Annotated in this window: 9 protein-coding genes and 1 pseudogene; 3 read left to right on the top strand and 7 right to left on the bottom strand. The window is 60.6% G+C overall.

Annotated features, from left to right (window positions below; translation table 11 throughout):
- Positions 1-50 precede the first annotated feature (50 nt).
- Positions 51-1,967, top strand: a complete 1,917-nt coding sequence (locus tag PspS04_RS01665) for a methyl-accepting chemotaxis protein (protein ID WP_159993246.1) — start codon at positions 51-53, stop codon at positions 1,965-1,967.
- A gap of 37 nt (positions 1,968-2,004) precedes the next feature.
- Here the strand turns inward: PspS04_RS01665 and PspS04_RS01660 are convergent, their stop codons facing one another.
- From PspS04_RS01660 to PspS04_RS01640, 5 genes are all read right to left on the bottom strand, one after another.
- The gene (locus PspS04_RS01660) at positions 2,005-2,475 is read right to left on the bottom strand and encodes an HIT family protein (protein WP_159993244.1); all 471 of its coding nucleotides are present in this window, start codon (positions 2,473-2,475) and stop codon (positions 2,005-2,007) included.
- Between the two features lie 66 nt (positions 2,476-2,541).
- Positions 2,542-3,276 (bottom strand): amino acid ABC transporter ATP-binding protein, encoded by a 735-nt coding sequence (locus tag PspS04_RS01655; RefSeq protein WP_095167305.1) that lies wholly within the window; start codon positions 3,274-3,276, stop codon positions 2,542-2,544.
- Positions 3,269-4,228, bottom strand: a complete 960-nt coding sequence (locus PspS04_RS01650; RefSeq protein WP_095167307.1) for an amino acid ABC transporter permease — start codon at positions 4,226-4,228, stop codon at positions 3,269-3,271. Before PspS04_RS01650 ends, PspS04_RS01655 begins: the two co-directional genes overlap by 8 nt.
- Positions 4,229-4,383: 155 nt before the next feature.
- Entirely contained in the window at positions 4,384-5,181 is a 798-nt protein-coding gene (locus tag PspS04_RS01645) for a transporter substrate-binding domain-containing protein (protein WP_095167516.1), read from the bottom strand.
- Positions 5,182-5,352: 171 nt separating this feature from the next.
- A complete protein-coding gene (locus tag PspS04_RS01640) occupies positions 5,353-6,504 on the bottom strand; it encodes an ISL3 family transposase (protein WP_238784297.1) in 1,152 nt (383 codons plus the stop codon).
- On the opposite strand from PspS04_RS01640, the gene PspS04_RS27605 reads away from it, so the two are divergent.
- Together PspS04_RS27605 and PspS04_RS01635 are read left to right on the top strand one after the other, a co-directional pair.
- Positions 6,460-6,648 (top strand): hypothetical protein, encoded by a 189-nt coding sequence (locus PspS04_RS27605; RefSeq protein ID WP_237235034.1) that lies wholly within the window; start codon positions 6,460-6,462, stop codon positions 6,646-6,648. The two genes, PspS04_RS01640 and PspS04_RS27605, sit on opposite strands and share 45 nt — an antisense overlap.
- Positions 6,649-6,759: 111 nt before the next feature.
- Positions 6,760-8,091 (top strand): IS4 family transposase, encoded by a 1,332-nt coding sequence (locus tag PspS04_RS01635; RefSeq protein ID WP_159993239.1) that lies wholly within the window; start codon positions 6,760-6,762, stop codon positions 8,089-8,091.
- 12 nt (positions 8,092-8,103) lie between these two features.
- Here PspS04_RS01635 and mdoH read toward each other — a convergent pair.
- Positions 8,104-10,694 (bottom strand): annotated as a pseudogene (mdoH, locus tag PspS04_RS01630) (glucans biosynthesis glucosyltransferase MdoH).
- Positions 10,687-12,459 (bottom strand): glucan biosynthesis protein G, encoded by a 1,773-nt coding sequence (locus tag PspS04_RS01625; protein WP_371917581.1) that lies wholly within the window; start codon positions 12,457-12,459, stop codon positions 10,687-10,689. The pseudogene mdoH and the gene PspS04_RS01625 overlap by 8 nt, the downstream one beginning before the upstream one ends.
- Positions 12,460-12,683 lie beyond the last annotated feature (224 nt).

The following is a 12,683-nucleotide window of genomic DNA, read 5'->3' as shown; positions in this document are numbered from 1 at the left end:
TAGTCGGCCGATAGACTCTCCATAATTCGAATCAATGGGGAGTCTGCAGCATGTACCGATGGTTAGCCGAGAACCTTGGCAATGTGAGCGTAAATCGCAAGCTGGGCATCGGCTTCGGCCTGGTCTTGCTGATGACCCTGCTGATCACCGTCAACGGCTGGTCGGGCATGAGCAGCATCATCAGCCGGGGCGACAAGCTCGGCTTCATCTCCAGCCTCGCCGCACTGACCAAAGACCTGCGCATTGCCCGCCTGGACTATGACATGCGTCACGGCGAGCAAGGACCGGCGGCGGTGAACGAGGTGCTGAACAACCTCGACCAGGGCCTCAAGAGCGCCCTGACGATGATCGAGCAGCCCGCCGACGCCGCCATACTCAATGAGCAACTGGAAGCCCTCAGCGAGTACCGGCACGCCTTCGCCGACATGACCCAGGCCACCACCCATCGTGAAGCCGCCAGAGCCAAGCTGGGCGCGACCGCTGACGCTGCCGTGGCCCGCGTCAACGAAGTGGAGAAAGCCCTGCTGCAAGGCGACAACGTGGCGCAGTTCAACAGCGTCATCGACCTCAGCAAACTGCTCCAGCAGGCGCGCTTCCAGGTCCGCGGCTACACCTACAGCGGCAAGGCCGAGGCCGAACAGCCGGCCCTGGCCGCCATCGACGCAGCCCTCGACTACCTCAAGGCCCTGCCCGCGCAACTGCCCGAGCAGCACGTCGGCAACCTGCAACAGGCCAGCGACTCGCTGATCGGCTACCGCGCGGCGGTCAGCCAGTACCGCGATGCCCAGGTGGCCAGCGCCACCGCACTCAAGGACATGGCCCATCAAGGCGACGTCCTGCTGGAACTGAGCAAAAAACTCACGCTGTCGCAGACGGTCGTCCGCGACACCGACGCCGCCCACGCCAAGAACACCCTATTGCTGAGCACGGTGCTGGCCCTGGTGTTCGGCCTGATCGCTGCCTGGGCCATCACCCGGCAGATCATCATCCCGCTGAACCAGGCCCTCAAGGCCGCCGAGCGGGTGGCCGCCGGCGACCTGACGCACAACCTGATCTCCCAGCGCCGCGACGAACTGGGCCAACTGCAGCGCGCGATCCAGAGCATGATCGTCGGCCTGCGCGAGCTGATTGGCGGGATCAGCGATGGCGTCACGCAAATCGCCAGCGCTGCCGAAGAGCTGTCGGCGGTGACCGAGCAGACCAGCGCCGGGGTCAACAGCCAGAAGGTCGAGACCGATCAGGTCGCCACCGCGATGAACGAAATGGCCGCCACCGTGCAGGAAGTCGCGCGTAACGCCGAAGAGGCCTCGGAGGCCGCCGTCGCGGCCGACCAGCAGGCCCGTGAAGGCGACAAAGTGGTCGGCGAAGCCATCGCCCAGATCGAGCGCCTGGCCACCGAGGTCGGCCACTCCACGGTCGCCATGGGCGATCTGAAGCGCGAGAGCGACAAGATCGGCAGCGTGCTGGACGTGATCAAGTCCGTGGCCCAGCAAACCAACCTGCTGGCCCTCAATGCCGCAATCGAGGCCGCGCGGGCCGGTGAGGCCGGCCGAGGTTTTGCCGTGGTCGCCGATGAAGTGCGCAGCCTGGCGCAACGCACCCAAAAGTCCACCGAAGAGATCGAGGAACTGATCGTTGGCCTGCAGAGCGGCACCCAGCAGGTCGCCACCATCCTGGACAACAGCCGCAGCCTGACCGACAGCAGCGTCGAGCTCACCCGCCGCGCGGGCGGTTCGCTGGACAACATCACCCGCACCGTCTCAGCGATTCAGGCAATGAACCAGCAGATCGCCGCCGCGGCCGAGCAACAAAGCGCCGTGGCCGAAGAGATCAACCGCAGCGTGCTGAATGTGCGTGATGTGTCCGAGCAGACCTCGGCCGCCAGTGAGGAGACCGCCGCCTCCAGCGTCGAGCTGGCGCGGTTGGGTACTCATCTGCAGATGCTGGTGGGTAAATTCAGGGTCTGATCGGTGGCACACGCGAGGCTGGCAACAGCCTCCCGGTTCAGGCGTCGTACCCGCCAACCTGGCGAATGTGCTGCGCCAGGGCCGCGAGGTCGTGGTTGAGCTCACCCTTGAAGTCATGGGACGAGATATAGCCTTCGTAGCGCTCGAAGAACCTGTCGACGTTGGAACTGATGGGTTTGAAGGCGCTGGAGTCGCCCGTCCCGTGCATGGGGAAGAGCTTGGCGTGCAAATGGTCGATGCCATAGCCTTCCAGCATCAAGCCCGTGCGGCCGACGTCCGGCAGCGCGCGGTCGATCAGCAGCGCGACTTTTTTCGCGGCGATCATCAAGCCTGACAACACCTCATCCGACTGGGCGAACGCGTAGCTGCCAACGTGCTGCCGGGGCACGACCACCGAGAAGCCCGGTGTATTGGGACGGCTGGAGAGGAATGCCACGTGGGCTTCGTCCTCCCAGATCAGGTGCATGGGTGCCTGGCCGGCGAGCATTTTGCAAAAGATACAGTCCATGTTGTTCAAGCCCGTCCGTGGAGTCCTTGATAAACGTTTCTGCCGACCAGTTATTTAGTCGCGCCCTTACAAGACCTGACGCAAGAACGCCTGCGCCCGTGGATCCTTCGGCGCATCAAAGAACTCGGCTGGCGAAGCATCTTCCAGCAACTTGCCGTGATCGAAGAACAGCACCCGGTCCGCCACTTCGCGGGCAAAGCCCATTTCGTGCGTCACGCAAACCATGGTCATGCCTTCCACAGCCAGGGTCTTCATCACGTCCAGCACTTCGCCGACCATTTCCGGGTCGAGTGCCGAGGTCGGTTCGTCGAACAGCATGACCTTGGGCTCCATGGCCAGCGCCCGGGCGATTGCCACCCGCTGTTGTTGGCCGCCGGACAGGCGCGACGGGAACTCGTGGGCCTTCTGCGCAATGCCGACCTTCTCCAACAGCGCCATGGCCTTGGCTTCGCGCTCCTTCTTGGCGCGCTTGCGCACGACCTTCTGCGCCAGGCACAGGTTCTCCAGCACGGTCATGTGCGGGAACAGGTTGAAGTGCTGGAACACCATGCCGACTTCACGCCGGTAGGCATTCACGTCGGTTTTCGGGTCGGCCAGTTGCAGGCCGTCGATGCTCACCGAGCCGGAATCGAACTCTTCCAGGCCATTGAGGCAGCGCAAGAAAGTCGATTTGCCGGAACCGGACGGACCGATGACCACCAGCACCTCGCCCTTGGCCACCTGGGTGGTGACGTTGTCCACCGCGCGAACCACCTGGCCACGGGTGTCGAAGACTTTTATCAGATCGCGGACTTCAATCACTTTGCGCGAGCCTCCGCTCAAGCCGGCTGGCCATTTTCGACAGCGGCAGGTTGATCAACAGGTACAGCCCGGCCACGCAGAACAGGATTTCGAACGGCGAGAACGAGGTGGTGATGACTTCACGGCCACTCTTGAGCAGCTCGGTGATGGCGATGACCGACACCAGCGAGGTGTCCTTGACCAGGCTGATGAATTGCCCGGCCAGTGGCGGCAGCACCCGCTTGAATGCTTGCGGCAGCACCACATGGCGCATCGACTGGCTGGCATTCAGGCCCAGGGAGCGCGCGGCTTCGTTCTGCCCACGGGCAATCGACTGTACGCCGGAACGAATGATCTCGGCCACATAGGCACCGGTGAACAGCGACAGCGCAGCGATCCCGGCGAACTCGCGGGACAGGTTGAGCACCGTGCCGATGAAGAAGTAGAAAATGAAGATCTGCACCAGCAGCGGCGTACCGCGCACCAGCTCGATGTAGACGATCGACAGGTCACGCAGGGTCGGGTTGTTCGACAGCCGGCACAGGCCGGTTGCGAGGCCGATCAACAGCCCAAGCACACCCGAGACCAGCGACAGCCACAAGGTTGTCCACAAGCCCCACAGCAGCGGTCCTGCGGCCCAATGCCGGGTGACACCGATCACATCGCCTTCGGCCACATCGTCGCCACGGGCCACTTGCAGGCTGTTGTCGTCGACCGTCAGCACTTGCTCGGTGCCGGCGTCGTTGCGCAGGGTCACCTCAGCTTTGTCACCTTTGCGCACCAGTTCGCTGACGGTGGAGATGTCGGCGGCACGCTGGGTGTCTTCGGCGTGATAGGCGAAGTACTGCGGCACGCGGTTCCAGCGCCATTCGTAGGACATCAGCGAGGTGGCGTAGTACAACGCGCCGGCCATGCCGACCAGCACCAGCACGGTCAGGACGTGCCAGGGCCATTGGGCTTTTTTATGTTTCATTGCGGGTTCCGGGATGTATGTTGCCTGTCAGGCCGTCATCGCGGGCAAGCCCGCTCCCACAATGGTCCAGGTGAGCAGCATTTTTGTGTCCAACGCTGAACCTGTGGGAGCTGGCTTGCCAGCGATTGAGGCGACTCGGTCTATCTGACCAAGCCTTATTCCATGTCTTTCTGCCAAGCGGTGTCTTTGAACCACTTGTCATGAATACGATCGTAGGTGCCGTCTTCGTGGATCTGGTGCAGGAAGTTGTTGATGAAGTTCAGGCTGTCGTAGTCGCCCTTCTTCAGGCCGAAAGCCAGTGGCTCGTAGGTGAACGGCTTGTCGAGGAACACCAGCTTGCCGTTGCCGACCTTGTTCACTGCCACCACGTTGTACGGTGCGTCGTAGACAAAGGCGTCAGCCTTGCCGTTGACCACGTCGAGCACACCTTCCTGTTCGTTGTCGTAGCCGTGGTACTTGGCTTTGGACATCAGCTTCCTGGCGACCATTTCGCCCGTGGTGCCGAGCTTGGAGGTGATGCGGTAGTCAGCGCTGTTCAGGTCTTTATAGGACTTGATGGTGCCTTCCAGCTCCTTGCGGATCAGCAGCGTCTGGCCGACCACGATGAAGGGTTCGCTGAAGTTCAGGCGCAGGTTGCGTTCCTGGGTCAGGGTCATGCCGCTGCCGATCATGTCGAACTTGTCGGTCAGCAAGGCCGGGATGATGCCATCGTAACCGGTGGATACCAGTTCCAGCTTGACGCCCATGGCCTTGGTCATGGCTTTGAGCAGGTCGACTTCGAAGCCAATGATTTCGCCGCGCTTGTTGGTCATTTCAAACGGCATGTAGGTCGGATCCATGCCGACTTTCAACGTGCCACGCTTGACTGCATCGTCGATGGCGCCGGCCTGCGCCGCGTTGACTGCTACCAGTGCCGAGACGCCGAGCATCAGCATCGAGAGATACTTCTTCATCATCAAAGTCCCCAATCTTTTTGTAGTAAGGCGCGCAATCGAACGCTTTCTTGTGGAAAACGACCGATACGGACACAAAGGTTGTCCGGGCACACCAAAGAAGGGAGCGATGCTAACGCACTCGGCCGTTTGCACAAGTGGTTACGAAGTTTCAGGCAAAAAAAAGGTTCTTCACGGATTACCGGGAAAGACGCTCTTGATCTTCATGAAAAAGAATTCGCTGTCCCGGTAACCGTACGCCATCCGCTTGATGACCTTTATTCGATTGTTTATTCCTTCCAACTGACCGGTGTGCATCGGCCAGCGAACCCGGCTGACGATGCCCCGCCAGTAACCCTTTAGCCGTTTGGCGAACTGGATCAGAGCTGGTATTTCGCTTTCGTGCGCATGGCGCAGCCATTGCTTCCAGGCCGATCGCCAACCCCAGGCAGTACTCGGGGTCCAGAGTGTTTTGAGTTCAGCCTTCATCAAGTAGACCGTCATCAACGCTTGGTTGGCCGCCAGTAGATCCTCCAGGCGGACCTGTTGTTCCGGCGTTTTCAAGTTCTGCGGATTGCGCAGCAACAGCCATCGCGCCTGCTTGATGACCTTGCGGGCAGGCTTGTCGTGACGCAACCGGTTAGCCTCGTCGACGCGGACCCGATCAATCACCTCTCGGCCATATTTGGCCACCACATGGAAGAGGTCGTAGACCACTCGCGCGTTGGGACAGTGCTGACGAACCTCCAGGTCAAAAGCGGTGTTCATGTCCATCGCCACCGCTTCGATTCGAGCACAACCCTCTGGCCCCAGTTCTTCGAAGAAAGGCCTGATCGCTGCTCGGCTGCGACCTTCACCGATCCACAGCACTCGTCGTGTATCCGCATCCAGCACCACGCTGGCGTAACGATGACCTTTGAACAGGGCGAACTCGTCCATCACCAGACGTCGCGGTTGCGCCTTTGGCAAAACGCTCAACGCCGCTTGCAAGGCTCGACGCTCCAGCAACCGAACGGTGTCCCAGTGCAGCCCAAACAGTTGAGCCACGTGCAGTGTGGGAAGGCGCTCGCAGGCTTGAATGACCGCCTCGGCCAGACGCCGCGTCATGCGGGCATAGCGGTCCAGCCAACTGACGGCCTCCATACGTTTACCGCAGTCACGACAGCCAACACGCCTGAGCAACACGCTGAGGCGCACCGCACGGCCGAGAATCGGTAAATCGCGGACGGTCCGCTCGCAATACTCATGCGTGGTTGAACAGGGTTTTTGGCAGCCGCTACAGGAAGGGAACCGGGTGGCGTGGGGAATCAGGTCGATCTGAAGCGCGTCGCCATCAGGCTTGATGGTGACGACAGAAAAGCCCTCCCAAAAAGGAAGGAAAGTATTAATATCGCGCATAAGAACGCCGTTTTGTTAGATGTGTTTGCTCGCACGAACATCATCAATCAAATCGGCGTTCTTGTTTCTGTGTTTCCCGGGATTCCGTGAAGAACCAAAAAAAAGCCCCGCGGTTCGGCGTAATGCTGTTCACTTAAGCATTTGAGCTCACGCCGGGCTTCCTAGAAAATCCGATGCCAGACCTCTGGCATCGGATTTTTTATGTCTGTTCAACAGGACCTGCTCGACCTCGACGACCTTTTTAACTTCTGCGACCTGAGCACCTTCACCCAAAACATTCCCATCGAGTGGGTAGCGTCTGCGCTCGACCTCTCCAGTCAGGCGACCATTCGCCGGCGGCGCCTGCCCGCTGATCAAGTGCTGTGGCTAGTGCTTGGCATGGCGTTATTTCGTGACGAGCCGGTTCACGAGGTGGCCAGGCGTTTGAACATCTGCGCCCAAGGCCTGGCCTCTGACCATTTGCTGGCGCGCAGTGGTGTAACCGAAGCTCGTAAACGGCTCGGCGCCGATCCTGTTGAGTGGTTGTTCCGTAAGACCGGCAACCATTGGGGCGCAGAGCGCTATGACGATGATGCCTGGCATAATTTGCAGGTTTTCGCGGTGGACGGTGCGCTTTTTCGCACCCCGGATACGCCCGAGCTTCGAGATCACTTCGGGTCGGGAAACACCCCCAGCGATCGCCAGACACCGTTTCCGATGCTGCGCCTGGTGGCGCTAATGAATGTGCGTTCGCACGTGATCCTAGATGCACAATTGAGCCCCTACCGACGCAGTGAAATGCGCCTGGCCGACGAGTTTTTGCAGCAGATTCCCGACCACTCGGTGACGCTGTTCGACAAAGGGTTCTGGGGCGCGGAGCTGCTGTTGAGCCTAAGTAGAACGGGCACCAGCCGTCATTGGTTGATCCCGGCAAAAAAGGGACTGGTCTGCGAGGAAGTGGCCCGCTACAACCAGCGCGACCGTTTGGTGCGTATGAAAGTCTCGCCACAGGCCAGAAAGCGAAATCCGACTCTTCCCTCGCACTGGGAGGTACGCGAAGTCAGCTATGAAATTCAAGGCAAAGTGAAAACCGTCATGACGTCCTTGCCGGCCAAGACCTACACCACTAAGGCTGTTGCCAAACTTTATCAGGAGCGTTGGGAGATCGAGTTGGGTTTCAGGGACATCAAGAGTTCAATGCAACAGAACGCAATGACCTTGCGCAGCAAAAAAATCGAGCTGATCTATCAGGAAGTGTGGGGGCTGTTGCTGGCTTACAACGTGATTCGCCGGGAAGCGAGCCAAGCGGCGGTGGCGTTTGGTCGAGCGCCTTCGGACATCCGTTTCAAACCGGCCTGTCAGTACATCGCCGTGCAATTGATCGTGATGGCAGCAGCCAATCCAGTTTCAGCGACAGGGAGACGCTTGGCGGAACTGAGGGCAGGTATCGGGGGATTGTTTCTGGATCACCGCCCCAGGCCTTCGAGGCCAAGGACGGTGAAGATTTCAAAGACCCGGTTCCCAGTGGACCGTAAGGCTGCTCCGCTTAAGTGAACAGCATTAAGCTTAGTGCTGGGCTTTTTTTATCAGGCCGGTTGTGCCTGCAAGCTCAAGGGCTTGAGCGGCAACAGCGGCGCATGGGGGTCGGCTTTCACCGAAGCCCGCCAGGCGTCCAGCCAGTCGGCGTGGCCTTCGCTCCAGACCTGCTCATGCAGGCGAGCCAGGGCGACCGGGTCGCTAAGCAACTGCAGGCGCTCATGGTTGTTCAAGCCGGCCGGGCCGACTTTCAACGCATGGCGTACCCGCTCGGTGCGCAACCACTCGATCGGCTCGGCCTGACCGTGACGCGAAGTCGCCAACGCACACGCCAGGGCGTTCTGCTGCGGATCGACCACGGCGCGGATGAAGCCGTCGTTCAGGGCGTGCCAGCGGTTCTCGTGGGTGTACTGGTCGGTCGCCAGCAAGGCCTGTGGCGGATTGTATTCCTCAGGAATCAGGAACAGGCTCTCGTCACGGGACTTCAGGCCCAGGCCCACACGGCTGGAGATCACCGACACCGGGATCGACAGCATCAACGAACCGACGATCGGCACCAGCCACCACAGGAAGCTCGGGTTCAGCCAGATCACCAGCAAGGCCCAGAAGAAGCCCAGCAGGGTCTGTGGACCGTGACGCTTGACTGCCTCGCTCCAGGGCGTGGAGTCATCGTCACGCTGTGGCGAGTTCCAGGTCGCGGCCCAACCGAGGAACGCGGCGAGCACAAACCGGGTGTGGAAAATCATCCGCACCGGCGCCAGCAACATGGAGAACAGCATCTCCAGGAGCATCGACAGGGTGACCTTGAACTTGCCGCCGAACTCTTTCGCGCCCTTGGCCCAGATCAGGATGATGCTCAACAACTTCGGCAGGAACAGCAGCACGATGGTGGTCGAGAACAGCGCGATGGCTTTGTCCGGGTGCCATTGTGGCCACAGCGGATACAACTGGCGCGGTTCCAGGAAGTACTGCGGCTCCATCAGCGTGTTGACCGCCAGCAGCGCTGTCGACAGCACCAGGAAGAAGAACCACAGCGGTGCCGACAGGTAGGACATCACGCCCGTCAGGAACACCGCACGGTGCACCGGGTGCATACCCTTGACCAGGAACAGGCGGAAGTTCATCAGGTTGCCGTGGCACCAGCGACGGTCACGCTTGAGTTCGTCCAGCAGGTTGGGCGGCAGTTCTTCGTAGCTGCCCGGCAGGTCGTAGGCAATCCACACGCCCCAGCCGGCACGGCGCATCAGCGCGGCTTCAACGAAGTCGTGGGACAGGATGGCACCGGCAAACGCGCCTTTACCGGGCAACGGCGCCAAGGCGCAGTGCTCGATGAACGGCTTCATGCGGATGATCGCGTTGTGCCCCCAGTAGTGGGATTCGCCCAACTGCCAGAAGTGCAGGCCGGCGGTGAACAGCGGGCCGTAGACCCGGGTGGCGAACTGCTGCATGCGCGCATACAGGGTGTCCATGCCCGACGCCCGTGGCGCGGTCTGGATGATCCCGGCGTCCGGCGTGGCTTCCATCAAGCGCACCAGGCTGGTCAGGCATTCACCGCTCATCACGCTGTCGGCGTCGAGGACCACCATGTACTTGTAGTCACCCCCCCAGCGACGGCAGAAGTCGTCGAGGTTACCGCTCTTGCGTTTGACCCGACGGCGACGGCGGCGATAGAAGATCTTGCCAAAGCCCTTGGCTTCGCGGCAGACATCCAGCCAGGCTTGTTGCTCGGCGACACAGATATCGGAGTCGTTACTGTCACTGAGGACGAAGAAATCGAAACGATCGAGATCGCCAGTGGCGGCCACCGATTCGAACGTGGCGCGCAAACCGGCAAATACCCGGGGCACGTCTTCGTTGCAGATCGGCATCACCAAGGCGGTGCGGGCGTCTTTGGGAATCGGCTCGTTGCCGGCACTTTTACCGGAGATGCGGTATTTATCGTGACCGGTCAGCAGCTCGAGAAAGCCCATCAGCGCGGTCCAGAAACCGGCCGAGACCCAGCAGAACAGAATCCCGAACAGAATCAGGATGCTGGTCTGCAAGGCGTATGGCAGCACTTGCGTGGCGGTCTGCATCAGCGGTTGATGCAGGACTTCGTTCAGGTCGACGAACGACCAGCCCTGGTACGGCATGATGCCTTTCATGTACCAGCCGGCAACGATGGTCTGGCCGAGCATCAGCACCAGCAGGATGTAGCGGCGAATCGAACCGACGGTGCGCCAGCGCGCGGCCGGCAGCACACGCTCATCCTTGGGCGGTGCCGGCGGATTGGTGCGACCGGTCAGCCGACGCCAGCCGCGCACCAGGATATTGGTACGCCACGGCTCGGGCACGACCTTGGTCCGACGGATCGGCGGGGTGGCTTTCAGGCACACCCGGCCGCTGGCGTCGAGCACCAGCATCTCGGCCTCTTCCAGCTCCTCGGCGGAGTTGAGGGTCAGGCGACGGCCGACCGAGGCCTGTGCGGCCTCGCTCGGTGCGTCGAAGGTCGACGAGGACAGGCGTTCATGCAGTTCGCTGAAGGATTTGCAGCCCGCCAACTCGGCGCGCTGCTCATCGGTCATCGGCAAATGCGCCAGATACTCGCTGAGCGACTCTGGCTGTGCTTGGGAATTACTCATCGGCAGGCAACTGATAGCTCCAGGTCTCGGTCAAGACTTCTTCAGTCGGCGCCGATTCCGGTGTGGCTGGGGCCGCTTCGGCAGCAACTGGCTGCTTGGCGTCTTTGTTGTCCTTGGTCTTGCTCTCGGCAGCGGGCTTGGCGTCAGCCTGTTTGGCGTCCGCTTGCTTGGCTTCTGCCTGCTTGGCTTCCTTGTCCGCTTTCTCTTGCTGCTTGGCGGCCACTTTGTCGGCCTTGGCCACCGAGGAATTGGAGCTTGGCAGCGAAGTCTTGGTCAGGTCCGCCGGCACGATGGGCTGCACCAGGGCCGCACGCATCTCGGTCGACTTGCTCGGGTCCTTGATCTTCATCCGCAGGGTCAGGCGCCAGCCCTTGGTTTCAGGGTTGTAGCGCACGCTGTTCTCGACCAGCTCGGCATTGTCACCCACGCTGACCTGGCTACGAACGTCGGCCTCCGGCGGCAGGGCCGCCAGGGATGGACCTTCGAAATCCACCAGGTAGGCAACACTGCCATCTGGCTGACGGATCAGGTTGGACTGCTTGACGTCGCCGGTGGAACGCAGGGTCTGGCTGACCCACGCGCTATCCGGGGCGTGCAGGGCTGCTTCGTCGATGGTCCAGTGCAGGCGATAGGCTACATCCAGTGGCTGGCCAGGCTCAGGCAGTTTTTCCGGGCTCCAGAAAGCCACGATGTTGTCGTTGGTTTCGTCGGCGGTAGGAATTTCCACCAGGTCGACCGAACCCTTGCCCCAATCACCTTTTGGCTCGATCCAGGCGCTTGGGCGCTTGTCGTAGCGGTCGTCGAGGTCTTCATAGTGGCTGAAGTCGCGGCCACGTTGCAGCAGGCCAAAACCACGTGGGTTCTCTACCGAGAAGTTGCTCACGGCCAGGTGTTTCGGGTTGTTCAGCGGACGCCAGATCCACTCGCCGTTGCCGGCATGGATCGCCAGGCCGCTGGAGTCGTGCAGCTCGCGACGGTAGTTGAGGACCTTCGATGGCTGGTTGGCGCCGAACAGGAACATGCTGGTCAGCGGGGCGATGCCCAGCTTGCTGACCTTGTCACGCAGGAACATCTGCGCCTTGACGTCGACAATGGTGTCGCTGCCAGGACGCAGGGTCAGGCGGTAGGCGCCGGTGGCACGTGGCGAATCCAGCAGGGCGAAAATCACCAGATGCTTGTCGCCCGGCTTCGGCTGCTCGATCCAGAACTCGGTGAAACGCGGGAATTCTTCACCCGACGGCAGCGCGGTATCAATCGCCAGGCCACGGGCCGACAGCCCATAGGTATGGCCCTTGCCGACGACGCGGAAATAGCTCGCGCCGAGCATGGTCATGATTTCGTCTTGCTTGTCGGCCTTGTTGATCGGGTAAAGCACACGGAAACCGGCATAACCCAGTTGTTCGGTGGCCTTGGGATCAAACTTGACGTCGCCGAAATCGAAACGACTTGGGTCGTACTTGATCTCTTCGACGGTGTTGGCCGTGATTTCGTTGATTTTCACCGGCGTATCGAAATGCATGCCCTGGTGATAGAACGACAGCTTGAACGGGGTCTTTTTATCGGCCCATTCAGCTTTTTCGGTCAGGAAACGAATTTTTTGATAGTCGGCGAATTTCATTTCGCGAAATTCGTTCGGCAGATTGCTGCGCGGAGCCTCGTATTTCTGCCCAGCCAGCTCTTTTGCCTTGGCCGACACATCGTTCAGATTGAATGCCCAAAGCTGGCCGGCGCTGAGCAGGCAAAACAGGGCAGAGCCTGTCGCCAGTGCGTTTCGTAACCGTTTGGCAGACAATTTTGGTGCAGTACAGGGACTAACAATCACGAGCAACCCTCGCCGAAAACAGATCAAAAAACCAACGGCCAGCTATCTATATGCCAGGTTGGCGAGCATTGTTCCGACTCCGATGGGGCAAAATGATTCCCCAAACGGTCGTGAACAAGTCTCTACCTAAGTCAAAAATGGGCCAACGAACGCTGATCCCCGTAGCG

The sequence above is a fragment of the Pseudomonas sp. S04 genome, from assembly GCF_009834545.1.
Taxonomy (GTDB): Bacteria; Pseudomonadota; Gammaproteobacteria; order Pseudomonadales; family Pseudomonadaceae; genus Aquipseudomonas.
The sequence above is the reverse complement of the archived record's forward strand: the minus strand, read 5'-3'. Positions and strand labels throughout refer to the sequence as shown.

Excerpts from the sequence above, each read along its gene's own strand:
- PspS04_RS01665 (WP_159993246.1), top strand. The coding sequence starts at position 51 with ATGTACCGATGGTTAGCCGAGAACCTTGGCAATGTGAGCGTAAATCGC.
- PspS04_RS01660 (WP_159993244.1), bottom strand. The coding sequence starts at position 2,475 with ATGGACTGTATCTTTTGCAAAATGCTCGCCGGCCAGGCACCCATGCAC.
- PspS04_RS01650 (WP_095167307.1), bottom strand. The coding sequence starts at position 4,228 with ATGAAACATAAAAAAGCCCAATGGCCCTGGCACGTCCTGACCGTGCTG.
- PspS04_RS01645 (WP_095167516.1), bottom strand. The coding sequence starts at position 5,181 with ATGAAGAAGTATCTCTCGATGCTGATGCTCGGCGTCTCGGCACTGGTA.
- PspS04_RS01635 (WP_159993239.1), top strand. The coding sequence starts at position 6,760 with ATGTCTGTTCAACAGGACCTGCTCGACCTCGACGACCTTTTTAACTTC.